The organism is Micromonospora sp. HM5-17, from assembly GCF_003762835.1.
Classification (GTDB): domain Bacteria; phylum Actinomycetota; class Actinomycetes; order Mycobacteriales; family Micromonosporaceae; genus Plantactinospora.
Genome location: NZ_RJWA01000001.1, coordinates 597,569 through 619,775, shown reverse-complemented (window position 1 = coordinate 619,775; position 22,207 = coordinate 597,569). Strand labels below are relative to the sequence as shown.

Annotated in this window: 20 protein-coding genes, 1 tRNA gene and 1 pseudogene; 3 read left to right on the top strand and 19 right to left on the bottom strand. The window is 71.2% G+C overall.

What is annotated here, in order from left to right; translation table 11 throughout:
• Positions 1–21 precede the first annotated feature (21 nt).
• The 10 genes from EF879_RS02830 to EF879_RS02785 all read right to left on the bottom strand — a co-directional run bounded on the left by EF879_RS02830 (position 22) and on the right by EF879_RS02785 (position 11,899).
• Positions 22–2,031: an SDR family oxidoreductase gene (locus EF879_RS02830; RefSeq protein ID WP_123554309.1), complete on the bottom strand. Its 2,010-nt coding sequence runs from the start codon at positions 2,029–2,031 to the stop codon at positions 22–24.
• A 3-nt stretch (positions 2,032–2,034) separates the two neighbouring features.
• The gene (locus EF879_RS02825; RefSeq protein ID WP_123554307.1) at positions 2,035–2,982 is read right to left on the bottom strand and encodes an aromatase/cyclase; all 948 of its coding nucleotides are present in this window, start codon (positions 2,980–2,982) and stop codon (positions 2,035–2,037) included.
• A gap of 88 nt (positions 2,983–3,070) precedes the next feature.
• The gene (gene fabG / locus EF879_RS02820) at positions 3,071–3,856 is read right to left on the bottom strand and encodes a 3-oxoacyl-ACP reductase FabG (RefSeq protein ID WP_123554305.1); all 786 of its coding nucleotides are present in this window, start codon (positions 3,854–3,856) and stop codon (positions 3,071–3,073) included.
• A 54-nt stretch (positions 3,857–3,910) separates the two neighbouring features.
• The gene (locus EF879_RS02815; protein ID WP_123554303.1) at positions 3,911–4,186 is read right to left on the bottom strand and encodes an acyl carrier protein; all 276 of its coding nucleotides are present in this window, start codon (positions 4,184–4,186) and stop codon (positions 3,911–3,913) included.
• Between the two features lie 57 nt (positions 4,187–4,243).
• Positions 4,244–5,461 carry a ketosynthase chain-length factor gene (locus EF879_RS02810; protein ID WP_123554301.1) on the bottom strand — a complete coding sequence of 406 codons (1,218 nt, stop codon included), beginning with the start codon at positions 5,459–5,461 and terminating at the stop codon, positions 4,244–4,246.
• Complete coding sequence (locus tag EF879_RS02805) at positions 5,458–6,711, bottom strand: beta-ketoacyl synthase (RefSeq protein WP_305036032.1); 1,254 nt, start codon at positions 6,709–6,711, stop codon at positions 5,458–5,460. Before EF879_RS02805 ends, EF879_RS02810 begins: the two co-directional genes overlap by 4 nt.
• 23 nt (positions 6,712–6,734) lie before the next feature.
• Positions 6,735–7,061 carry a TcmI family type II polyketide cyclase gene (locus tag EF879_RS02800; RefSeq protein ID WP_123554297.1) on the bottom strand — a complete coding sequence of 109 codons (327 nt, stop codon included), beginning with the start codon at positions 7,059–7,061 and terminating at the stop codon, positions 6,735–6,737.
• A gap of 19 nt (positions 7,062–7,080) precedes the next feature.
• Positions 7,081–8,592, bottom strand: coding sequence for an FAD-dependent monooxygenase (locus EF879_RS02795; RefSeq protein ID WP_123554295.1), 1,512 nt, complete (start codon positions 8,590–8,592; stop codon positions 7,081–7,083).
• 549 nt (positions 8,593–9,141) lie between these two features.
• Positions 9,142–9,834 carry a response regulator transcription factor gene (locus EF879_RS02790; protein WP_123554293.1) on the bottom strand — a complete coding sequence of 231 codons (693 nt, stop codon included), beginning with the start codon at positions 9,832–9,834 and terminating at the stop codon, positions 9,142–9,144.
• Positions 9,835–10,441: 607 nt separating this feature from the next.
• Positions 10,442–11,899, bottom strand: coding sequence for a DHA2 family efflux MFS transporter permease subunit (locus tag EF879_RS02785; protein WP_123554291.1), 1,458 nt, complete (start codon positions 11,897–11,899; stop codon positions 10,442–10,444).
• Positions 11,900–12,035: 136 nt separating this feature from the next.
• Here EF879_RS02785 and EF879_RS02780 point away from each other — a divergent pair, with 136 nt between their 5' ends.
• Both EF879_RS02780 and EF879_RS02775 read left to right on the top strand, forming a co-directional pair.
• The gene (locus EF879_RS02780; protein WP_123554289.1) at positions 12,036–12,698 is read left to right on the top strand and encodes a TetR/AcrR family transcriptional regulator; all 663 of its coding nucleotides are present in this window, start codon (positions 12,036–12,038) and stop codon (positions 12,696–12,698) included.
• 444 nt (positions 12,699–13,142) lie between these two features.
• On the top strand, positions 13,143–13,682 hold the full coding sequence (locus tag EF879_RS02775; RefSeq protein WP_123555299.1) for a GNAT family N-acetyltransferase: 540 nt from the start codon (positions 13,143–13,145) through the stop codon (positions 13,680–13,682).
• A gap of 34 nt (positions 13,683–13,716) precedes the next feature.
• Here the strand turns inward: EF879_RS02775 and EF879_RS27150 are convergent, their stop codons facing one another.
• The 4 genes and pseudogenes from EF879_RS27150 to EF879_RS02770 form a co-directional block, all read right to left on the bottom strand.
• Positions 13,717–13,854 (bottom strand): hypothetical protein, encoded by a 138-nt coding sequence (locus EF879_RS27150; RefSeq protein WP_158624101.1) that lies wholly within the window; start codon positions 13,852–13,854, stop codon positions 13,717–13,719.
• A gap of 58 nt (positions 13,855–13,912) precedes the next feature.
• Positions 13,913–14,080, bottom strand: coding sequence for a DUF6228 family protein (locus EF879_RS27145; RefSeq protein ID WP_158624100.1), 168 nt, complete (start codon positions 14,078–14,080; stop codon positions 13,913–13,915).
• Positions 14,081–14,090: 10 nt separating this feature from the next.
• Positions 14,091–14,150: pseudogene (locus EF879_RS28705) on the bottom strand (hypothetical protein); the annotation flags it as partial.
• A gap of 524 nt (positions 14,151–14,674) precedes the next feature.
• Positions 14,675–14,747: transfer RNA gene (locus EF879_RS02770), tRNA-Lys, on the bottom strand.
• Positions 14,748–14,871: 124 nt separating this feature from the next.
• Here EF879_RS02770 and EF879_RS02765 point away from each other — a divergent pair.
• A complete protein-coding gene (locus EF879_RS02765) occupies positions 14,872–16,197 on the top strand; it encodes a low temperature requirement protein A (RefSeq protein ID WP_123554287.1) in 1,326 nt (441 codons plus the stop codon).
• Positions 16,198–16,451: 254 nt separating this feature from the next.
• Here EF879_RS02765 and EF879_RS02760 read toward each other — a convergent pair whose 3' ends face one another.
• The 5 genes from EF879_RS02760 to EF879_RS02740 all read right to left on the bottom strand — a co-directional run bounded on the left by EF879_RS02760 (position 16,452) and on the right by EF879_RS02740 (position 22,178).
• On the bottom strand, positions 16,452–17,156 hold the full coding sequence (locus EF879_RS02760) for a C39 family peptidase (RefSeq protein ID WP_123554285.1): 705 nt from the start codon (positions 17,154–17,156) through the stop codon (positions 16,452–16,454).
• Between the two features lie 375 nt (positions 17,157–17,531).
• Positions 17,532–18,677: a MalY/PatB family protein gene (locus EF879_RS02755; RefSeq protein ID WP_123554283.1), complete on the bottom strand. Its 1,146-nt coding sequence runs from the start codon at positions 18,675–18,677 to the stop codon at positions 17,532–17,534.
• A gap of 203 nt (positions 18,678–18,880) precedes the next feature.
• Entirely contained in the window at positions 18,881–20,158 is a 1,278-nt protein-coding gene (locus EF879_RS02750) for a HAMP domain-containing sensor histidine kinase (protein WP_233604184.1), read from the bottom strand.
• Positions 20,155–20,841 carry a response regulator transcription factor gene (locus tag EF879_RS02745; RefSeq protein WP_233604183.1) on the bottom strand — a complete coding sequence of 229 codons (687 nt, stop codon included), beginning with the start codon at positions 20,839–20,841 and terminating at the stop codon, positions 20,155–20,157. Before EF879_RS02745 ends, EF879_RS02750 begins: the two co-directional genes overlap by 4 nt.
• 50 nt (positions 20,842–20,891) lie before the next feature.
• Positions 20,892–22,178 carry a cation:proton antiporter gene (locus tag EF879_RS02740; RefSeq protein WP_123554281.1) on the bottom strand — a complete coding sequence of 429 codons (1,287 nt, stop codon included), beginning with the start codon at positions 22,176–22,178 and terminating at the stop codon, positions 20,892–20,894.
• Positions 22,179–22,207 lie beyond the last annotated feature (29 nt).

Here is a 22,207-nt window from a genome sequence, read left to right as displayed (position 1 = left end):
CTCGTCGAGTCGGTGCCCGGTTCACTGCCCGAGCAGGGTGCCGCCGCTGGCGTCGATGAACGCCCCGGTGATCCAGCGGGCGTCGTCGCTGGCGAGGAAGGCGACCACGTCCGCGACGTCCGCGGCCTCGCCGACACGCCGGAACGCCGACAGCCGCGCCATTTCGACCACGATCTCCGGCACGTCGAAGACCGGGTTGCCGTTGTTGGTGATGCCGGGTGCCACCGTGTTCACGGTGATCCCGCGCGGCCCGAGGTACCGGGCGAAGTGCAGGGTGATCTGTTCGATCGCCCCCTTGGTCATCGCGTAGACCACCTGATCGGGGTTGGCGCAGCGGGTGAGCCCGGAGGAGATGTTGATGATGCGCCCGCCCTCGGGGATCAGGTCCAGTGCCCGTTGGACGATGAAGAAGGGTGCCTTGGCGTTGATCGCGACGTACCGGTCGAACTGCTCCGGCGTGACGTCAGCCGGCGGGATGCCGGTCGGCGAGGTCTCCGCCGCGTTGTTGACCAGGATGTGGAGCGTCGTGTCCCCGGTGCGTTCCTTCAGCCCCTGCTCCAGACCGAGGAAGAGTTCGTGTACGTCACCGGGGACGCCCAGCTCGGCGCGGACCGGGAAGGCGCGACCGCCATCCTTCTCGATCAGCTCGACGGTTTCCCGCGCCGCCTCCTCGTTCGTCGCGTAGTGCACGGCGACCAGGGCACCCTCCCTGGCCAGCCGCTGCGCGGTGGCCCGGCCGATGCCCCGGCTGGAGCCGGTGACCAAAGCTGTCCTGCCGGTGAGTTTTTCCATTTTGGCGCTCCTGTCGGGTGCGGCGGAACGGGTTCGGTGGCCCTGCGTCGCCGGGGACGCCGGCTCGCCGGCGCCGGCGGTCACGGTCGTCTCCGGTACGTCGAGGCCGCTGATCATCCGGGCGAGGTGGTCCCGGACCACGTCGATGGAGAGCAGCTCGGCGAACGTGGCACGCAGCGCGTCGACGTCGGCGCCGAACAGCAGGTGGGCCTGGGCCCTGATGTTGGTGAGGGTGCGTGCGCCGACCGGGTGCCGACCAGCGTGGTACGCGTCGAGGACGGCCTCGTCGGCCGCACCCGTGACCCGGGCGGCGAGTTTGCTCCCGAGGTCGATCGCGTCCTGGATGCCGAGGTTGAGCGCCTGCCCGCCGATCGGCATCTGCACGTGTGCGGCGTCGCCGGCGAGCAGGACCCGCCCGATCCGGTACCGGGTCGCCTGGAGGCAGGCATCGTCGAACCGGTTGACCCAGCGAGGCACACCGTGGCCGATGTCCTCGCCGGTCACCTCGGCCCAAAGCGCCACCACCTCGGCGAAGTCGGGCGCTGGCTGCCCGGTCCGGGGCGGCCGCCCATACCGGTGCACCATCAACCGGGTCGTGCCGTCGGCCCGGCGGTACGCGGTGGCGACACCATTGGGCAGACGTTGCAGCCGCCGGTTCGGGATGTCGATCCCGACCACGTCGGCTCGGAGCATCTGCCGGGTGGCGCCGGCACCGGCCAGGTCGATGCCGGCCAACCGGCGCACCGTGCTGTCCTCGCCGTCGCAGCCGACCACGTACGCCGCGCTCAGCCGGCGGATCCCGTCGGCGTCGGGCGTGCGTACGTCGACCTCGACCCGGTCGGGGTGCTGGCGCAGTCCGGTCACCAGGTGGCCACGCCGGACGTCGGCGCCCAGGTCGGCGACCCACTCCCCGAGCACCACCTCCAGCCGGGCCTGCGGGCACTCCCACTGGCCGGCGAAGGGATGCCCGGGGGCAGCGGCGGCCAGGTCCAGCCGGATGCCGCCGAAGTGACCGGGTCCGCCCTCGGGAACCGGGCCCAGCCAGTCGAGCACCCCCCGTTCGGCGAACAGGCTCATGGTCCGGGCGTGCAGGATCGAGGCCCGGGACTCGCCGGTCGGCTCGGGCAGCCGTTCCAGCGTGATGGCGCGAACGCCGTTGAGACGCAGTTCGCCGGTGAGCACGAGCCCGACCGGTCCCGCCCCGACGACGATCACGTCGGTGTCTAGGCGGCCGGTCACCGGTCAGCGCCTCGCTTCCGCGTACTCCTTGGCGTGCCGGAGCGTCGCGCGGCTGTTGTTGCCGAGGGCCTCCCGAATGAACGACCGGGCCTCGGTCACCCCGGCCCCCGGCCCGAGCACCTGGGTGATCTTCTCGCTGTCGATCATCACTGTGTGCTGCGAGGTGGCTGTGGTCCAGCCCTGGTCGTCCTCGGTGAACTCCCAGTACCCGGTGTGCAGGGTCATCAGGGCCGGAAGCGTGGTCTGCTTGTACGCGATCCGCCGGTGCGGGAAGCAGACCCGGATCGACTCGGTGGTGTGCGTTGCCCCGTCGCGGGTGCGGGTGTCCATGTTGAGCACCTGCAGGCCCGGGGTGGTCTCGGTGAGACGGACCCGGGCGACGTGGGGCAACCGTTCCGCCCACAGCTGGGCCTCGTTGACGAAGTCGTAGACGTCCTTGGCGGCACCGTTGACCCGGATGCTGTCGGTGAACGAGAGGAGCCGCTCCTCTGCGCCGGCGGCGAGTTCCAGGTTGGTCTTCAGCGCGCCCAGCTCGGCGCGGCTGTTGCTGTCGACCGCCTGCTCGATCCAGGCCAGTCCGTCCGGGTCGTCGCCGACGGCCCGGTACCGGTGCAGCAGGCGCAGCAGGGTCTCGTCGGGACCCTGTGGCTCGATGATCCAGGTACCGCTCATCTCCGCCACCGGAGGCGCGGAGACCTCCTGCCGGAACTCGATGCGCAGCGCCTCCGGGTCAAGCCGCCGGCGCGAGGCCCAGCTCTTGACGTCGCCGTTGGCGGTGGCCCAGATCCTGATCCGTTCCTCGTTCCCGTTCCGCTCCAGGTAGTCGACGTACACCGAGGGTGGGAAGAGCCGTGGCCAGTTCTCCACCTCGGCCAGCAGCCGGTAGACCTCGGTGCCGGGGGCGTGCACGGTGATGGTGTGCTCCACCTCACGCGGCTCGTGCTGGGTCATGCTCTCTCCTCTCGTCGCCGGCCAGGGCGGACACGTGGGTGGCGGGTGGGCCGGCTCGGACGGTCGGTGTTCCGGTTCGAAGGCGCAGTCAGAAGTTGCCGAGGCCGCCGCAGACGTTGAGCGCCTGCGAGGTGATCGACGCCGCGGTGTCCGAGGCGAGATAGCCGACCAGACCGGCGACCTCCTCCGGCGTCGCGTAACGGCCAAGCGGGATCTTGGCTGTGAAGCGACGCAGAATCTCCTCCTCGGAGGTGCCGTACGCCGCGGCGTACCCCTGCCGGACCCGCTGCGCCATCGGTGTCTCGACGTACCCGGGGCAGACCGCGTTGACGGTGATGCCGGTCGGCGCCAGTTCGTTGCCGAGCGCCTTGGTGAAGCCGACCACCCCGTGCTTGGAGGCCGAGTACGGTGCACCCAAGACGACGCCCTGCTTGCCGGCGGTAGAGGCGATGTTGATGATTCGACCCCACCGCTTGGCCCGCATTCCCCCGGCGGTGAGGACCTCGCGGGTCACCAGGAAGACACTGTTCAGATTCGTGTTGATCACGTCGAACCAGAGTTCGTCGGTGATCTCCGCGGTCACTCCGCCGCCGCTGCGGCCGGCGTTGTTGACGAGGATGTCGATCGGTCCGTACCGGTCCACCGCGGCCCGTACCACGGCGCGGACGTCCTCCGGGGAGCTGACGTCCCCGGGAACGCCGTCGACGTCGTACCCCTCGCCCTGCAGATCCTTCACCGTGCCGGCCACCCGCTCGGCGGTCCGGGCGCAGATGAACACCCGGTGCCCGGCCGCGGCGAGCTGCCGCGTCACGGCCAGTCCGATCCCACTGGTGGCGCCGGTGACCAGCGCGACCCTCGACGGTTCTGTGGTCATCTCACTCCTCGTGTCTCGTTCCGGTGGTTCGGCCGGTGACTCCGCCGGCACCCCTCAGCTCGGCCGGGCCGCGAGCCGCTGCTGCACCAGGTCGATCAGTTCGCGGGGAGTGCGGACGCCGGAGACGGCGTCGTCTTCGAGCGTGATCTGGTACTCGCGTTCGATCCGGCTGCCGGTCTCCAGCAGTGCCAGCGAGTCGTAGCCCAGTTCCTCGAACGTGCTGTCGAGGATGTCGCCGTCGAGGTCGACGCTCTCGTCGGAGCCGGCGCCCTCGCGCAGGATGCGCCTGAGATCGTCGTCGGTGAACGAGCCCGTCTGGGCCGTGCTCATCTCCGTCCTTCCTTTCTGTCAGGCTCCGTCAGGGGGTGGTGTGTGCCGGCGCGGGGTTCAGGTCGGGGCGCGCACCACCATCGCCGAGTTGAATCCGCCGTAGCCGCGGGCCAGCACCAGTGCCGCCCGCACCGGGGCGGTGCGTGGCGCGTTCCGTACCAGGTCGATCTCGTACCGGTCGGCGAGCCGGACGTGCGTGGTCGGCGGGATGATCCCGTCCCGGATGCTCAGCAACGCCGCGGCCAGGTCCAGCGGGGCGGCACCGGAGTACAGCCGACCCGTCATCGTCTTGGGTGCGGTCACCGGAACCCCGCCGGGCCCGAAGACGCCGGTGATCGCGGTCGCCTCGACCTGATCAAGTTCCGGTGTCGCCGCAGCGTCGGCGAAGACCACGTCGATTCCGTCCGGTGGGATCTCCGCGTCCCGCAGCGCCTGCTCGATGGCCCGGCGCAGGCCGCTGTCCCGGCCGCTGCCGGGCCGCGGGTCGAACGTCGCGGCGTACCCGGCGATCTCGCCGTACACCTGGGGTGCCTCGCGCCGCCGGGCGTGGTCGGCCTCCTCGATGATCAGCAGGGCGCCGCCCTCGCCCGGGACGTATCCGCAGGCCTCGGCATCGAACGGCAGGTACGCCCGGTCGGGCGCCTCGCTGACGCTGATCCGGCCGCACGCGATTTGCGCCACCCAGCCCCAGGGGCAGATCGAGGAATCCATCGCCCCGGCGACCATCAGCGGGATGCCCTTGCGGATCTGCCGGCGGGCCTGGGCGACCGCGTCCAACCCACCCGCCTGGTCGCTGACCACCACGCTGCTCGGGCCCCGCATTCCGTTCCGGATGGAGATCTGGCCGCTGTTGACCGCGTAGAACCAGGCGAAGGACTGGTAGGCGCTGACGTACTGGCCACCTCTGCTCCACAGTGCCTTCAGCTCGTTCTGGCCGAACTCGAACCCTCCGGCGTGACTCGCCGTGGCCACTCCCATGTCGAACTCGGGCAGCTCCTGTGGCCGTATCCCGGCGTCGGCGAACGCCCAGTCCGCGCCGACCAGCGCGAACCGGGTCATCCGGTCGGTCTGGGGCAGCAGCCGGCTCGGCAGGAGCTCCTCGGCCGCGAACCCGGACACCTCACCGGCGAGCCGGGCCGGGTACGGCGTGGGGTCGAAGCGGGTGATCCGGCCGATGCCGCTGCGGCCGGCGAGCGTCGCGGCCCAGTACGCGTCGCGCCCGATGCCGTTGGACGCGACGATGCCGAGCCCGGTGACGACGGCCCGTGCGGTCATCGCCGATCCCGGTCCGGTCGGGCGAGCACCATCGCGCTCTGGAATCCACCGAACCCGCTGCCCACCGACAGGACCGCGTCGGTCCGCCAGTCACGGGCCACCAGCGGCACATAGTCGAGGTCACACTCGGGGTCCGGATTGTGCAGGTTGGCGGTGGGCGGCACGACGTGGTGCGTCATCGCCAGTACGGAGGCGGCGATCTCGATCGATCCGATGGCGCCGAGCGAGTGACCGATCATCGACTTGATCGAGCTGACCGGCACCCGCCACGCGTGCTCGCCGAGGCTGCGCTTGAACGCGGCGGTCTCGTGCCGGTCGTTCTGCTTGGTGCCGGAGCCGTGCGCGTTGACGTAGTCGATGTCCTCCGGATCGAGCCTGGCCTCGGCCAGCGCGACCCGGATCGCCTCGGCCATCTCCCGGCCGTCCGGACGCAGCCCGGTCATGTGGAACGCGTTCGAGCGGGTGGCGTACCCCGCCACCTCGGCGTAGATCGTCGCTCCCCGGGCCCGGGCCACGCTCAACTCCTCGAGCACGAAGACCGCGGCCCCCTCGCCGAGGACGAACCCGTTGCGGCTGGCGTCGAAGGGCCGGGAGGCGTGCTCGGGATCGTCGTTGCGCGGTGTGGTCGCCTTGATCGCGTCGAAGCAGGCGACCGTGATCGGAGAGATGGGAGCGTCGGTCGCCCCCGCCACCATCACGTCGGCCGTGCCCTCCCGGATCACCTCGGCCGCGTACCCGACCGCGTCGAGCCCGGAGGTGCAGCCGGTCGACACCACGCTGACCGGCCCCTCGGCCCCCACCGCCCAGGCCACCTCGGCCGCGAACGAGCTGGGCACCAGGTAGTTGTAGAGGTGCGGCACCGCGTACCGGTGGTCGACGAGATCGAGCCGGCCGCCGTCGCTGACCGTGCGGTACTCCTGGTCCAGCCCCATCGTGGCGCCGACCGCACTGCCGATGGTCACGCCGGTGCGCAGCGGATCGAGGGCGTCGAACTCGAGCCCACTGTCGCGCACCGCCTGTCGGGCGGTCACCACCGCGAACTGTGCCGCCCGATCCATCCGGCGGATCTCCTGCGGGCGCAGTCCGTGCAGCTCGGGATCGAAGTCGACCTCGGCCGCCACCTGCGAGCGGAACGGCGACGGGTCGAAGAACGAGATCCGCCGGGTCGCGGTCCGCCCATCGGTGAGGAGCTGCCAGAAGTCCTTCACCCCCACCCCGCCCGGCGCGATGACGCCGATGCCCGTGATCACGACCCGACGGTCACCGGCCGCGGTCACGATGCGCTCCAGTGGTAGAACCGCCGCGCCATGGCGTCGGCCGGCGAGCGCCAGGTGGCCGGGTCGTACGCGGTGATGTACGGCTTGAGGTCGGCGCTCACCTGGATGAAGGCGGGCTGGGTCTTCGCCTCCTCGATCCGTTCGCGGCCGGTGTCGTCGTCGAAGTCCTGCAGGTGGAAGTAGAGGCCACGGTAGCTGAAGAGCTGCCGCCGCCGGGTTCCCATGAGGTGCGGCGTGGGGGTCTCGTCGAACCCGGCGAAGATCCGGGCGACCTCCTCTGCCGACTCCGGCGCCATCCTCGCCACGATCAACGTGCTGTGCATGGTGTCCTCTCGCAAGACGTCAGCGGGCAGGCCCGAACCAGCGGTTCAGGGCCATGGGCAGGTCGTGGTGGCTGCCGGGTGCCAGCCACGCGACGTGGCCGTCTGGTCGCAGCAGCACCGCGGTGATCCCGGCAAGCGGGCTGTCCGACGGCAGCTCCGGGGCGACCGCGGTGACGATGTCGACCCGGTGCCGCCAGGGCCGCGCCCGGGTCCGCACCCGGTCGTTGTCTGCCAGGTCGAGCAGCACTCCGCGGCCTGCCCGCAGCAGCCGGGTGGTGCTGGTCTCGCGGGTGCCGACCCGGAGCTCCAGGTGCGGCATGCGCGCGCCGAGCAGCGGGTGGCCGCGCCCGACGTCGTACCGGATGTCCAGGCCGCTGACCTTCGCGGCCAGGTGCCGGGCCACCTCCTCGTACCCGATCAGCTCAGACAGGACGTCACGCAGCGGCTGCACCTCGCTGCCGCCGAGAATGAGCTGGCCCTGGGCCTGGGCGTTGATCAGCAACTGCCGGCCCACCTCGTGCCGCTCGGTGTGGTACGTGTCGAGCAGCGACTCCGGCGCGCCGCCGATGACGGCGGCCAGCTTCCAGCCCAGATTCACCGCGTCCTGGATGCCGGTGTTCATTCCCTGTCCACCGGCCGGCAGGTGGACGTGGGCGGCGTCGCCAGCGAGCAGCACTTGGCCCCGCCGGTACTCGGTAACCAGGTGGGCGGCGTCGCCGAAGGCGCTCACCCAGACCGGCTCGGCGTGCGAGATGTCCTCCCCGGTGAGGCGCTTCCAGGCGTCCGCGACCTCCTCGAAACGAGGCGGGCTGTTCCGCCGCTGCGGTGGAGCGCCGCGCTCGCCGACGATGATGCGGTGGGTGCCGTCCGGCAGCCGGGCGACCATCACCATGCCGCCGGCCACCTGCTGACCGATCATGCGCGGTTCGAGCTCGACGCCGCGCAGGTCGGCCAGGAACAGCTCGGTGGTGGCCGCGGTGCCGGGAAAGTCGAAGCCGGCGGCACGCCGGACGGTGCTCCGGCCGCCGTCGCAGCCAACCAGGTAGCGGGCACGCAGGGTGTGCTCGCCGTCGGCGTTGCGGACCCGCACCGAAACCTCGGTGCCGCTGTCGGTCAGCCCAATGACCTCGTGTCCGCGCCGGATGTCCGCGCCGAGTTCCGTCGCCCAGTTCTCCAGCACCCGCTCGGTCTCGGACTGGGGCACCGTCCGGGCGGCGTGGTGTCTCGTCCCAAGGACGGCGAGGTCAAGCGGAAGTCCGCCGAAGTGGGCGAGCGTGGTGGTCTGAAAGGCGCCGAACCGGCGCAGCAGGTCGCGCTGGTCAAAGACCTCCATGGTCCGGACGGTGAAACCGATTCCGCGCGATTCACCGGTACGCCGGGGCAGGCGCTCCAGGACGGTGACGTCGACTCCGGCCAGCCGAAGTTCGCCGGCCAGCATTAGTCCGGTCGGTCCCGCACCAACAATGATGACAGAAGCATCCATGAGCTTCTCCCGGCTCGCCTGGTCGTCCAATGTGCAGTCTTTTGACATGTGTCGGAGGCAGGTGAGGTCGCGATTTCGCGCGCACCACCGTCGGTGCGGAACAGGAAGATGCAAATGATTGATTCTGGTCTGATCCTGTGACATGCCGGTGTCACCCGCAAGCGGGCGACCGCAAAACCATGCGCAGAAAATCGTCAGAGTATTGTCAACCCGACCGGCGGCCGACGAGGCGAACGCAGCTGCGGGATTGGAACCGGGGCGAGACGTCGGCACGCGGGCCCGGCGACCCGAGCCGGCGCCACCCGGACCGCGGACGCCGGGTGGCGCCGCGCCGGCACGCGCCACCCGCTGGCGCCGGGAGGCTCCCGGGGACGCACGCCGATTCCCGCCCGCGACACCCGCGCCGCCGGCCGGGAATCCACGGCCCGCGGCGCGGGTCGGGCTCGGGTGGTGCGGCCGGGCGGCTCAGCCGGACGCCCACCTCCCGCGCCCGATCCGTCTCGGCCGCAGGGGCGGCCGAGACGGAGGTCCGGGCCTGCTGGTGGGGAGGATCACCTCGCCCGGCCGGGTGCAACCATCACGACGTCCGGCGAAGGGTCAGGTGGTCTGGTCTGCCACACCGAACTGAAAGCCGACGCCCCGCACGGTACGGATCCACTTGCTACCGATCTTGCTGCGGATCGAGCTGACGTGGGTGTCGATGGTGCGGCTGGCCCGTGCGGTGCGGGTGTGCGCGGTCGAGTCGCCCCACACCTCGGCCATCAGCCGTTCGCGGCTGAGCACGCTGCCGGAGTTGCTTGCCAGGTGATACAGCAGGTCGAACTCCTTGCGGGTCAGGTCGACCGGCTGCCCGTGCATCCGGACGTCTCGTGCTTCCGCGTTGATGCAGAGCCCGCCGATCGAGAGGCTTCTCATCTGCCGACACCGATCGTGGGAAGCACGGAACCGGCGCGTCACGGCGTCGATGCGGGCCAGCAACTCCCGCAACTCGTACGGCTTGTTGAGGCAGTCGTCGGCGCCTGCGTGAAGCACCAGGACGCGGTCGACGCCGGCGGTGGCCTCGGTCAACGCGATTATCGGCGTCTGGCTGTGTGCTCGGATGCGGCGGCACACCTCCAGCCCGTCGATGTCCGCCAGGTCGACATCGAGCAGCACCAGATCCACGTCACCGTACGCGGCGAGGACGGCGCCACCGGTGTCAGCGGTGATGACCCGGTATCCGTTGCGTGCCAGGGCATCGCCGAGTGGCTGGGGTGTCCGCGCTCGGTCTTCAGCAACGAGGATACGCATGGAAACCCCCGTTCGACGTCCGTTGCTCGCAGGCGTGGTCCACCTCGGCGAAGATCGACACCTGCACGGAGTTGAGCAGCGGGGCAGGCGACTCCCCACAGGGGATACCCGGCGTTTCCGAAACAGGTCTAGATCTTGCCAGTTGATTTATACACGTCTTTGAAGCAAAGTAGCAAGTTATTTGTGGAAAGAGTTACGTATGTAACGACATTGAGTTCGTGCATTCGGCTTGTTGTGGCACGAATCAGGCACCGGACACCGAATAGCGGCAGTAATGGTGACGCGGGTCACGCCGCCGATACGGCGGCCTCGGTAGGGCGGTCGCCCGCCGAGAGGTGTCACCAGATCACCCGAAGACGGACGGCCCAGTCGAGAACAGCGACCAAGGACACGAGACATCCGAAACTCGGCAATCGTCGGCCTGCGTTCAGCAACGCGCCGAGCCGCCTGCCGACAAGATCATGTTGTGGATTCGGCCAACTGGCCGGGGATGGCACGTTGCAGGGCGGCCAACCCCGCCCCGTCCGGCTCACCGCCTTGTTCGTCGCTGTCCACTCGGGACACCGGGCTCGGGGTCGGCCTGCCCCACCGCGATCCGCGCGAAGACTCAGTGCGCCGTCGTCGGCACGGCCGCCGGGTCGGCCGGGTCCGCCGGGGTCGCCGCGGCCTCCTCGGGCCGCCCCGGCAGCAGGGCGCTGCCGGCCAGGATGACGAGGACGGTCGCGAAGACCCACCAGTAGACTCCGTGGAAGCCCCGCATCGGGTCGTCCTGTCCAGCGACGTCGACGATGACCGCCACCACCGCGATCCCGATCGAGGCGCCGAGCTGATTGAGCATGTAGAGCACGGAACTGCCCTGCGGCACCAGGTGCCCGGGCAGGGTGCGGTACAGCGAACCCATCGTCGGAGCTCCGACGAAGCCCAGGCCGCCGCCGATGACGAACGCCGCCAGCCCCGACCAGACCGGGTGGGTGTCCGCATCGATCCGGGTGAAGGCGAGGGCACTCAGCGCGGCCACCACCGCCCCACCCAGGGCGAGACCGCGGGCACCGAGCCGGTCACTGAGCCGCCCGGCCACCGGCATGGCGAGCACGGAGCCGAGCCCCATCGGAGCCACCAGCAACCCGGCGACGAACGCGCCGTCACCGGCTCCCTGCATCTGCTGGTAGTAGAGCGGCAGCACGAAGAGGATCGAGAACGAGGCCACCCCGACCAGCCCCTGCACCGTCACGCTGGCGGAGAAGCTTCTGCTGCGGAACAGCCGGACGTCGATCAGCGGTGGCACGTCCCGCACCCGGAGTGCGTGCACGACGTAGGCGACCAGCAGAGCGGCGCCGAGAACGAGCGGGAGGAGCACCGGCCCGGCCAGGAACCTGCCGGTCTGCGCGACCTGGGTCAGGGCCAGGATCAGCGCCGCCGCCCCGGGGCCGCTCAGCGCCAGGCCGAGCACGTCGAGACGGCTCTGGGGCTGCTCCTCCGCCGGCGAATCGACCGGCACGACGCGCAGGGCGAGCAGAAACGCGACCGCCCCGATCGGAAGGTTGACCAGGAACATCCAGCGCCAGTTCAGAGTGTCTAGGACGATCCCGCCGACGACCGGACCGAGCACCGGACCGAGCGGCAGGACCGCTCCCATCAGGCCCATCACCCGTCCCGCGCGGGCTGGTCCGGCGGCTCGGGCGAGCAGGGTCAACACGAGTGGGTCGAGGATGCCCGCCCCGACGCCCTGTGCGAGCCGGAACACGATCAGGCTGGCGACGTTCCAGGCGAGTCCGGACGCCAGCGAGCCGGACAGGAACAACAGCAGACCGAACAGCCAGAGCCGACGGGCCCCGAAACGGTCCACCGCCCACGTGGTCACGGGGATCGTCGCGGTGAGGGCGAGCAGGTAGCCGGTGGAGACCCAGCCGATCGTGCTCACCGCGGTGTCGAACCTGGCGGTGAGGGTGTCGACCGCGACGGCCACCATCGTGCCGTCAAGGATGCCCATGATCCCGCCCAGCAGCACCACGCCCACCAGTCGCAGCAGTGCGGGATCGAGCCTGTCGTCACGCGCTTGCGTCATCGGTGTCTCCACATCAACGGACGCGCACTTGAACCAGTAGGTTCAAGTTAGTGCTCGCTCGGGTACTACGCAAGCGAGTTCAGACAATTGAACCCGTTTGTTTCTGATCTGTTGCAGCGCGATAGGCTCACAGGTTGTGAGCGACGTACGGGTCCTGTCGGCTACCGGGCGCAAGCCCCAACGTGGGCGCATCGACAAGCGGCGAGCGATTCTGAACGCCGCTTTCGCGGTCTTCTCGCGTCAGGGTTACGCGCAGGCGTGCGTCAACGAGATCGCCGCCGAGGCAGGCGTGGCGAAGCCCACGGTGTACAACCACCTCACCGACAAGGCGAACCTGTTCCGGCACGCGATCGAGGCGGCGGCCGCGACATTGACGGCCGAGATTATGGCCGCGATCGAGCGGATGGCCGATCGCGGCGACGACCTGCGCGCGATGCTGGAGGCTGTGGGGCACGAGCTGCTTCGCTGCTACTGCGACGAGCGCTCCTGGGCGATGCGGCGCCTGCTCTACGCCGAGGTCACCCGTTTTCCCGACCTGCTCGACGTGCTGCCGGTGGATGGACCGGGCGTCACCAAGGCGCTGGCCGACCGGCTCGCCCGGCTCTGCATCGCCGGTCACATCCGTCCCACCGATCCGGATCAGGCCGCCGAACAGTTCATCAGCCTGCTCACCGGACCGGTCGAGTCACGCTCCCGGTTCGGCACCCGTCCCGTCGCGGAGGAGGAACTCCGCGACATCGCGCGCGCCGCCGTCGACACCTTCATGCGCGCCTACGCCGCCTCACCCCAGCACGGCTAGGGCCCCCGCACCGGGCCCCGGCCGCACCCGTCCCGCGCCCCGGGGAGGGCCGCACGAGGCGCCCGCTGCGGGAGACACTCGGCCACGGTGTGTTGCCCACGCGGTACCACGAGCGGGGAGCCCGGGTGTCTCGTGGCCGGCCTGCTTCCCCGGCGGCTTCCTCGATCCGGCCGGTGGCCGCGACGACGGTGGGCGCCGGTGGCGCGCGAGCGTACCCCGTTGCAGATGCACCGGGCATCGTGCCTGATCCAGTCCGGACACGTCGCGGACGGGCTCCGGTACGCCGCCGACGTCCTCGACGAGCTGCCCGCCGACCAGCACAACGCCCTGTTGTACGAGGTCGCCCGTCGAGTTGTCGCGGTCCGGAGACGGAGCGACGCCGAGCCGAGGCCGGCGATCTGCGAGACCGGTTGGCGGTACTGCCCGCTCGGTAGGCTGCTGGCCATGGCCGACCTGAAGTACGACCTGCTCGACGCCGACCAGGCGCGCGCGCTCGCCGGCGAGATGCAGGAGCTGTACGCCGAGGTGTACGCGGAGCCACCGTACGAGGAGGGGCCGGAGCACGTCGCCCAGTTTCGGCGCCGGTTCCGCGACCAGCTCCGACAGTCCGGTTTCAGCCTGGCCCGGGCGGTGGACGCTGACGCTGGTCGGCTGGTCGGCGCGGCTTACGGCCACACGATGCCGGCTGGAGAGTGGATGGAGCCGCGGGTCGGCGAGCCGCCGGCAGACCTGCTCGACGTACCGAAGCTGATGATTCCAGAGTGGATGGTCCGGAAGCCGTACCGCGGCCGGGGCGTCGGCCGCCGGCTGCTGGGGATGCTGCTCGACGGCCGGCCGGAGCCGTACGCGATCTTGGCAAGTAATCCGGCGGCACCGGCCCGACGCATCTACGAGCGGATGGGGTGGCAGCAGTGCGGCACGATCGCCCCGAAGCTGATTCCGCCGATGGACGTCCTGGTGCTGCCGCTACCGAGGTCGAGCTGAGTTCCGGCGAAGGGTGGGACCGCCACTTCGGACGCTACTCTGCGGGCACGCCAGCGCCGGGGGCGGTCGGCGCGCCGCCGAGGGCCAGCGCCTGCTCGAGGTCGGTCGTTGCCGCCGCCCGGAGCTGTTCGTCCGGCCAGGCGGCATCGGCCGCGCCGAGGTCGTCACCCACGTTGCCACGGGGCTGTGTGCCCAGGCGGCCCGCAGGTGCCGGGACAGCTCCGCTCCGCCTACGTCGCAAGGAAGTGGCTGAGGTCTGCGGCGAGGCGGGTCATCTCCTCCCCTGCCTCCAGGACGAACACGGCCCGTGCGGACCAGGCGCTGTTCCCCAGGTCGAGGCCCGGTGCCCGAAGCGTCACGCCGAGCGACACGTAGCCCCGCCCCGTCGTGGCGAGCATCGAGGGCAAGATGGTCCTCCAACGACGTCCAGACGCGGACTCCGTCCCAACCCCGCCAATCCGCCGCCAGCGCCCGCTACGAAGCTCGGCAGCCTCGTAACGCGAGGGTCGACGATGATCCCGTCGATGTTGGCAACCGTCGACGCTGTCATGCCGTCCTCATGCAGTTCCGTGGCAACGGTGAAGACGTAGCCGTCGCCATACGGGTCTTGGGGCGGATGAACCACCCATCGGGCTCCGCCGGGCCTGCTGAGGACGAATGGATCGCTCATCGTGCCTGGGAGTATGCCGTTACCTCCGCTGGCTCCGCCTCTCCGTTTCCTACCGCCGCCGCCCCGCCCAGCCGACCGTGCCGGCGGCACCGCCCAGGGAAAAGCAGAGGCAGGCGGGCCACGGCCCCGACCAAGGGGTACGGCGAAAGGCTCAAGGTCCTGCCGGCCGACGTCGAGCGGGCCGCGATGGACGCTGCCGCCGCACGTCTGTTCGACGATCCACCGGCTACGTGTCGGCGCTGGCTGTACGGATGGTGGTACCAGCCCACCACGACGACAGCCCAGGTTTCGGCATAACGCCTGTGACCCGGGCTTTTGTCCGTGGGCCGCCAGGGACTCGAACCCTGAACCCGCTGATTAAAAGTCAGCTGCTCTGCCAATTGAGCTAGCAGCCCGCCAGCGCGTACAGCGTACCGGACGTCGCCCGGCGTACGCGGCGGTGATTCGCGCCCGCGCCGACCTGGCCGGATCCGCGAAACCGGGTCCGGTCGGTACGCCGAGCCGAGATGATTACCGCCTGTGAGCTGGAGCCGGGACGACGCGGACACCGGCCGTACGCCGGGAGCGCGCCGCCGACGCGCCACGACACGGCGGCGACGCGCCGTCACGCGGCGCCGGGGCGACCCCGATCGCCCGCGGCGGCGGCTCGGGCCCCGGCCCTGGCTCGCCGCCCGCTGGGGACTCGATCCGTCCGCCCTCCCGGCCGCCGAGGGCGAGGAGCGGCACGCGAGTTGGCTGGAGCTCTTCTTCGACCTCGTCTTCGTGCTGGCGCTCCTCGCCGTACAGAACCGGCTGCACGGCTCCACCCCCAGCTACGGCGAGATCCTCCAGGCCGCCGGGCTGTACGCCGTGGTCTGGGGGTCGTGGGCCGGACAGGCGTTCTACGACACCCGGTTCGATCCCGACGACGCCGCGCACCGGCTGGCCGTCCTCGTCGGCATGCTCGGCGCCGCGGGCATGGCGATCGGCGCCGAGGAGGCTCCGGACACCCTGCTCCTGCCGCTCGGTTACCTCGTCGTACGCGGTACCCTGCTCGCGCTCTACCTCCGGGTTCGGGGTATCAGCCCGAACGCCCGGCGGCTCACCACCGTCTACCTCACCGGGTTCGGACTCGGCTCGCTGCTCTGGGCCGTGTCACTGGCTCTTCCCGTACCCCTCCGGCCGGTGCTCTGGATCGTCGGACTCGTCATCGAGTTGCTGACACCCTGGGTCGGCCAGCGCTGGCTGGTCCGACATCCGGTCCACCCGCTGCACCTGCCCGAGCGGATCGGGCAGTTCACGATCATCCTCCTCGGGGTGAGCCTGACCGACGTGCTCGACGCGGTACCCGCCCGGCCGTCGATGGCGGACGTCGGCGTCGCGATCGCCGCCTTTGCCATTCCGGCCTCGGTCTGGTGGGTCTACACCACCTTGATCACCGTCGGCCTGAGCGTCCGCCGGCTCCACGCCGGGGCCGGTTACTCGGCGGTGCACGGGCCCTTCGGCGCGGCCCTGCTCCTGCTCGGCTGGGCTCTCGGGCAGATCGTCCGGGAGATCGAGGCTCATTCGCCCGAACTGCCCGGAGTCCTGCGGCTCCTCGTCGCCGCCTCGCTCGGCATCTGGATGCTCTGCGGCCTGGCCCTGCAACGGATCTCCCTCGGTCACCTGCCGCCGTCCCGGATCGCCGCCACGGCGGTCGGGGTCGCGCTGGTCGTCCTGGTTCCGGCCGCCACCCCGTCGCCGACCCTGATCCTGCCGCTCCTCGCCGTCGCCGTGATCTGCCACGCGGTCGTCGTCGCTCAAATGATCATGCGGTTGGGTGCGGAACGACCCTCGACCGTGCGGGCGCCTCCGGCCGGCGGGTGAGCAACCGTCCAGGCCGGGGGGTGAGCGATCGCCCAGGCCGGCGGGTGGTGGCGCCCCCGGCGGTGGAGACGTGGCCCGGACGGCCGGAGGGCCGGCCCCGGTGAGTCCGAGCGAGCGAGACGGACATCATGCCCGCCGGCCGCCCATCGCCGTCTCGTCGGCGAAGGGCGAGGTCTGACCGGTCTTTGGGTATGGGGAAGGGCCGGTCCCCCGGGTGGGGGCCGGCCCTGTCCGTTGGTGGTGTGTGGGGGGTGTCAGGCGGAGTAGCCGCGTTCGGCGATCCAGTTGGCCAGGGTGATGGTGCTCATCTGGTACTGGCTGTGGTTCGGGTCGGCCGGGTCGGCGATGGTGACGGTCCGGCCGTGGTCGTCGTAGCCGACGATGGTCAGGTAGTGGCCGCCCTCGTAGGAGTGGGGGTTGCCGTCGGTGTCGACCGCGGTGCCCTTGATGTTGGCCACGACCGGTCGTCCGGCGTCGATGGCCTGGACGACGTCGATCTGGAGGCGGTCCATCTCGGCGGGGATGGGGGTCGGGTTCGGGATCTCCACCGTGTGGTAGCCGGTGCCGCCGGTGTCGTTGAGGACCCGGGTGGTGTCCTCGGCCGAGTTGGTGCCGGCCTCGGTGGTGCCGAGTTTGGCGGCCACGTCGTCCTGGCTGGGGGTGTGGCCCTGCGCGGACAGGGCGATACGGGTCGCGGCGGGCGCGCAGTAGAAGTACGTCGACTGGGGCTGGTACTGGTAGTTCAGGTGTTTGGCCGCCGGACGCTGCGATTCGATGTCCTTGATGGTGTGGGTGACCGCGGCGGGGTCGAGGTTCAGGCTGGTGCCGGGGCCGGTGTCGAGGGTGGCGACGGGGCCGGCGATCGCGCCGCCGGCGATGGCCAGGCCGGCCACGGCGAGTGCGGTCTTTCGGACGGGGGTGTCGGTGATGGCCGGTAGCCATCGGGTGACGAACGTCATGATGGTTCCTGCCTTCCGTTGCTGGCTTGGGGGAGATGCACACACCCGTGCCCGGTGGGCACGAACACACGTGGGAGACCGGCCGCCCGGAAACAACCGGTCGGCGACGGAAACAACCGGTCGGCGACCGGACTAGCCTGACCGAGCTGGGACTGGACCTTCGCCGGTCAGGGACGAGCGGCCCGAAGCTGAGGGCCGGGTGGTCCTGCTGGCCACCCGCACGGGGGATACAACCCCGCCCGGCCGGCCGATGTTCCCCGACCGGCCACCCACCAACACCCACAAACCGGACAACGGACCCGACAGGTCAGGCAGGGCTCCATCTCCGCCCATCCGCGGCGATGTCGGGAGGCTTTGACCAGCCTACGACGGCTCTCAGGACACCGCGGCGGCCATCCGCCGGACCGCCTCGGTGATGATCTCCGGGGAGGTCGCCAGGTTGAGCCGGGCGTGGCCGGCTCCGCCGGTGCCGAAGGTCGGCCCGGAGACCAGCGCGACCCGTCCCCGGTCGAGGAAGACCTCGGCCGGGTCACCGGGCAGTGCCAGGTCCCGGCAGTCGAGCCAGGCCAGGTAGGTGCCCTCCGGCGGCTGGTACCGGACCTGTGGCAGGTGTTCGGTGAGCAGCTTGCCAAGGAGATGGCGGTTGTGATCGAGGCCGGCGAGCAGGTCGTCCAGCCACGGCTCGCCGTACCGGAGGGCGGCGCTGTGGGCGATCACGCCGAAGTGGCTCGCCCCGTCCGCAACCACCGTCGGCATCCGGGCCAGGTCGGCGGCGGCCTCCGCCCCGGCGACCGCCACCGCGGCCTTCATCCCGGCCAGGTTCCACGCCTTCGAGGCGGAGAGCAGCACGAAGCCGCGTTCACTGCCGGGCAGCGAGAGGTACGGCCGGAACGTCGTCCCCGGGTAGACCAGCGGGGCATGGATCTCGTCCACCACGACCCGGACGCCGTATCGGTCGGCCAGCTCGGTGACGGTGGCCAGCTCGTCCGGGTGGTGCACTGTGCCGCTGGGGTTGTGCGGGTTGCAGAGCAGGTACGCGGCTCGCCGGCCGCCCGCCACCGCCGCGGCGAACGCCCGCTCCAGCGCCTCGGGGTCGAGCCGGTGCGCCGCGGTCAAGGGCGCCTCGACCACCCGGCGGTCGGCCGCGGCGACGAAGTCGTAGAACGGCGGGTAGACCGGCGGGCTGATCACCACTGCGTCACCGGGGTCGGTGACCAGCTTCAGCACCTCGACGATGCCGAGCATCACGTCGGGGACGAGTCGGGCGTGGTCGGCTTTGATGGTCCAGCCCCAGCGCCGGGCGGCGAACCCGGCGAGCGCCTCGACGTACTCGGCACCCATTGGATAACCGGTGTCGCCGCGCGCGACCGCCTCGGTGAGTGCCCGGGCGACGGGCTCGGCCAGCGACACGTCCATTTCGGCGACCCAGAGCGGGAGAACGTCCGGTGGGTACCGCCGCCACTTCTCGCTGGTCCGGGTTCGGAGTTCCGCGAGGGTGAGGCGCTGCAAGGGGTTTTCCATGTCGGCACACCTTACGCCGACCGCCGCTGGCCCGGAGGTGTCGGCGCTCCCGTCCGGCCGCCGGGCCGGCGGACCCACCGGTGCCGGGGCCTCGCCCGCCCTGGCGGAGGTCACCCGCGTGCCGGCCCTTCCGAACAGCCGGTGAGCCCGACCCGGACGGGGTGGCGCGCCCGACCGCCGGCGGCCGGTGGCTCCGGCGCGGCTCAGCCGCCGACCCGGGCCACCGGCCGAGCCTGCTCGGTCCGGGCCGGCAGCCGGACGGCGAAACTGGCGCCCTGGCCGGGGCGGCCCCGGGCCTCGATCGTGCCGCCGTGGCCGGTGACGACCTCGCGGAGCAGCGCCAGCCCGAGGCCCGTATGTCGTCCAGCCCTGCCGCTGTGGAACGGGTCGAAGATCCGGTCGGCGGGATCGAAGCCGGTCCCGGTGTCGGTGACGACCAGTTCGACGACGTGGCCGTCACGGCGTACGACCACCTCGATCTGCCCGCCGGCGGGCGTGTGCGTCAGGGCGTTGGCCAGCAGTTCGCTGGCCACCCGGCGTAGCGCGGAGCCGACGCCGAGCACCGGCAGCGGGACGTCGGGTCGGCTCAGCGTGACCGTCACCCCGTGCTCGGCAGCGCGGTCCGTCTCGGCGACGACCGCCGCCTCGGCAAGAGCGGCGAGATCCACCAGGTCGGCCACCGGCCGGTTGTCCGGCAGGGCCGCCAGCCGGGCGGAGAGCAGCAGGTCGTCGACGACCTCGCCGAGCCGCCGCGTGGTGCCGATCAGCCGGTCCAGTTCGGCGCGGTAGTCGGCCGGCACGCCGGCGTTCCCGGCCCGGCGGGCGAGCACCTGGGCCCGGGTGTGCACCTGGGCGATGGGCGTCCGCAGTTCATGGCTGACCTCGGCGACGAACCGGCGCTGCCGGGCGAGCGCCTCGGCGAGCGGCGCGACGGCGCGCCGGCCCAGGGCCATGCCGCTGGAGACCGCGACGAGCAGCCCGGCCGCCTCGGCGACGGCGAGAGCGAGAAGCAGGTGGCGCCGGTCGGCGAGCTGGTAGCGGGCGTCGAAGATGGCCTGCACCACGTCCTCGCCGCGAGGCCGGGTCAGGACGACGTAGACGGTGCCGTTGCGCTCGACGGTGGTCACGTGGGTGGTCCGGGTGGCGGCGGTCGCGGTCAACACGTCGGTCAGCGGGAAGCCGGCCGGCACAGGGATCCGGCCGGTGACCAGCTCTCCCTCGTGAAGGACGACGAGCCAGGTGCAGCCGGGCGGGCCGGACGGGTCACCGTGCTCGGCGGCGTAGGCCAGTTCCCGCTGGATCTGGCGTTCCTGGCCGCGTACCAGCATCCCGTAGGCGACACCGCCGACCGCCGTCACCAGCACCGTCACCGCGACCCCGACCAGCAGCCCGATCCGTCGTCGGGCCCGCGCGACCACCGCGCGTTCGGCGGCGGCCCAGGAGATCCCGGTCCGTGACGGCGCCGGCCGGTCAGCTCTCACAGCTCACCCAGCCGATAGCCGAGGCCGTGCACGGTCCGCACCGCGGCCCGGCCGAGCTTACGGCGCAGGTAGTACACGTACGTATCCACAATGGACGGGGATGCCGCCTCGTCGAACACCCGGCGGCGCAGCTCGGCCCGGGAGTGCACCATCCGGGGGCGGACGGCGAGCACCCGGAGCAGTTCGAACTCCCGGGCCGAGAGTGCCACCCGGGACCCGTCGGGCAGCACGACGTCGCGCAGGGCGAGGTCGAGCTGGCCGGCCCCGATCGGGAGCGCGTCGGCGCCGTCCGAGGTGCGCCGGCACAGTGCCCGCAGCCGCGCGCTCAGCTCGTCCAGGTCGAAGGGTTTGATCAGGTAGTCGTCGGCTCCCGCGTCCAGCCCGGCGACCCGGTCGTCGACCGCACCGAGGGCGGTGAGCATCAGGGCCCGGGCGCCGACCGCGCGGGACCGCAGCCGGGCCAGCAGGTTGAGCCCGTCGAGCGCCGGCAGCAGCCGGTCGATCACCATGACGTCGTATGGCCGCGTGAGCCCGAGGTGCAGGGCGCGCTGTCCGTCCCGGGCCACGTCGACGAGGTACCCCTCGTCGGTCAGCACCTCGCTGAGCATGTCCGCGAGTTCCACGTCGTCCTCGACCAGAAGCAGCCGGGGCACGACGGGTGACTGACCGCTTGCCTTCAGCACACGTCGAGGATCGCACACCACCCCACATATATCGATAGTGATAGATGTCCCTATGTCCTGTCGGCGGTCGATTGAACCGCTAGCATCGGATCTTTCGTGTTCAGCAGACCGGGACTTCTCGCCTCACGCCGCGCGATCCAGCGCAACACCGGGGTGGTCATCAGCGTCGTGACGAGCGCGACCAGCACCAGAGCCGTGAAGAGCGTCGCGTTGACGATCCCCGCCGCCATGCCCACGTTGATCGCGATGAGCTGCATCAGCCCGCGGGCGTTCATCAGGGCGCCGATCCGCAGCGCCACGCTCTTCGGCTCGCCCCGCATCCGGGCCACCGACCAGCAGGCACCGAACTTGCCGACGACGGCGAGCGCGACGCAGGCCAGCGCGAAGAACAGCACCGACGGCTGGCCGAGCAGCCCGAACTCGGTGTGCAGGCCCGAGTAGGTGAAGAAGAGCGGTAGGAAGGCGATCTGGCAGACCGGGGTGATGGTGGCGACCATCCGGTCGGTGCGGGGGTGGTGCCGCATGATCGCGCCGACCGAGAAGGCGCCGAAGACCGCGTACAGGCCGACCTCGTCGGTGAACCACGCAGCCGCGAAGAGGAGCACGACCAGGCCGAGCAGCCGGGCCTGGTCGCCGAGCCGGTCACTGCCGATCAGCACGGCGACCAGCCGACGACCGACGAACCAGAGCAGTACCCCGAACAGCACCGCGCCGCCGACCGTCACCAGCGCCGGGCCGGGGCGGCCGGAGGCGGTGGCGAGGACCCCGGCGAGCAGGATCCAGGCGACCACGTCGTCGATCGCGCCACTGGCCAGGGCCAGCGAGCCGTACCGGGTGCCGGCGTGCCCGCCCTCGGTGATGATCCGGGCGAGCATCGGGAAGGCGGTGATGGCCAGGGCGACCCCGACGAACGCGGCGGTGACCCCGAGGGGGGCGCCCTCCGCCACGACGGGCGCGTGCGCGGCGGTGGCGAGCACCAGCAGCACGCCGAGGCCGAGCGGCACGAAGATCCCGGCCAGTGACACCGCGCCGGCGGTACCGGCCAGCCCGGTGATCGGATGCGCGGTGAACGCGTACCCGGCCTGGAACATGAAGATGACCAGACCGACCTGTCCGACGACGTAGAGCACCGGGTAGAGCGGCTCCGGGAACAGCGCGTCCTGGACGCCAGGCGCCACCAGACCGAGCAGGGACGGCCCGAGCAGAACGCCGGCCACCATCTCACTCACCACCGCCGGCTGGCCGACCCGGCCGAGCAACCACGCCATCAGCCGGCAGAAGAGCAGGATCACCGCGACGGCGAAGAAGAAGCGGGGTGCCAGCTCCACCGGGCTCATGTCGCCCCGCCTCCCGCCCTGACCGCCGC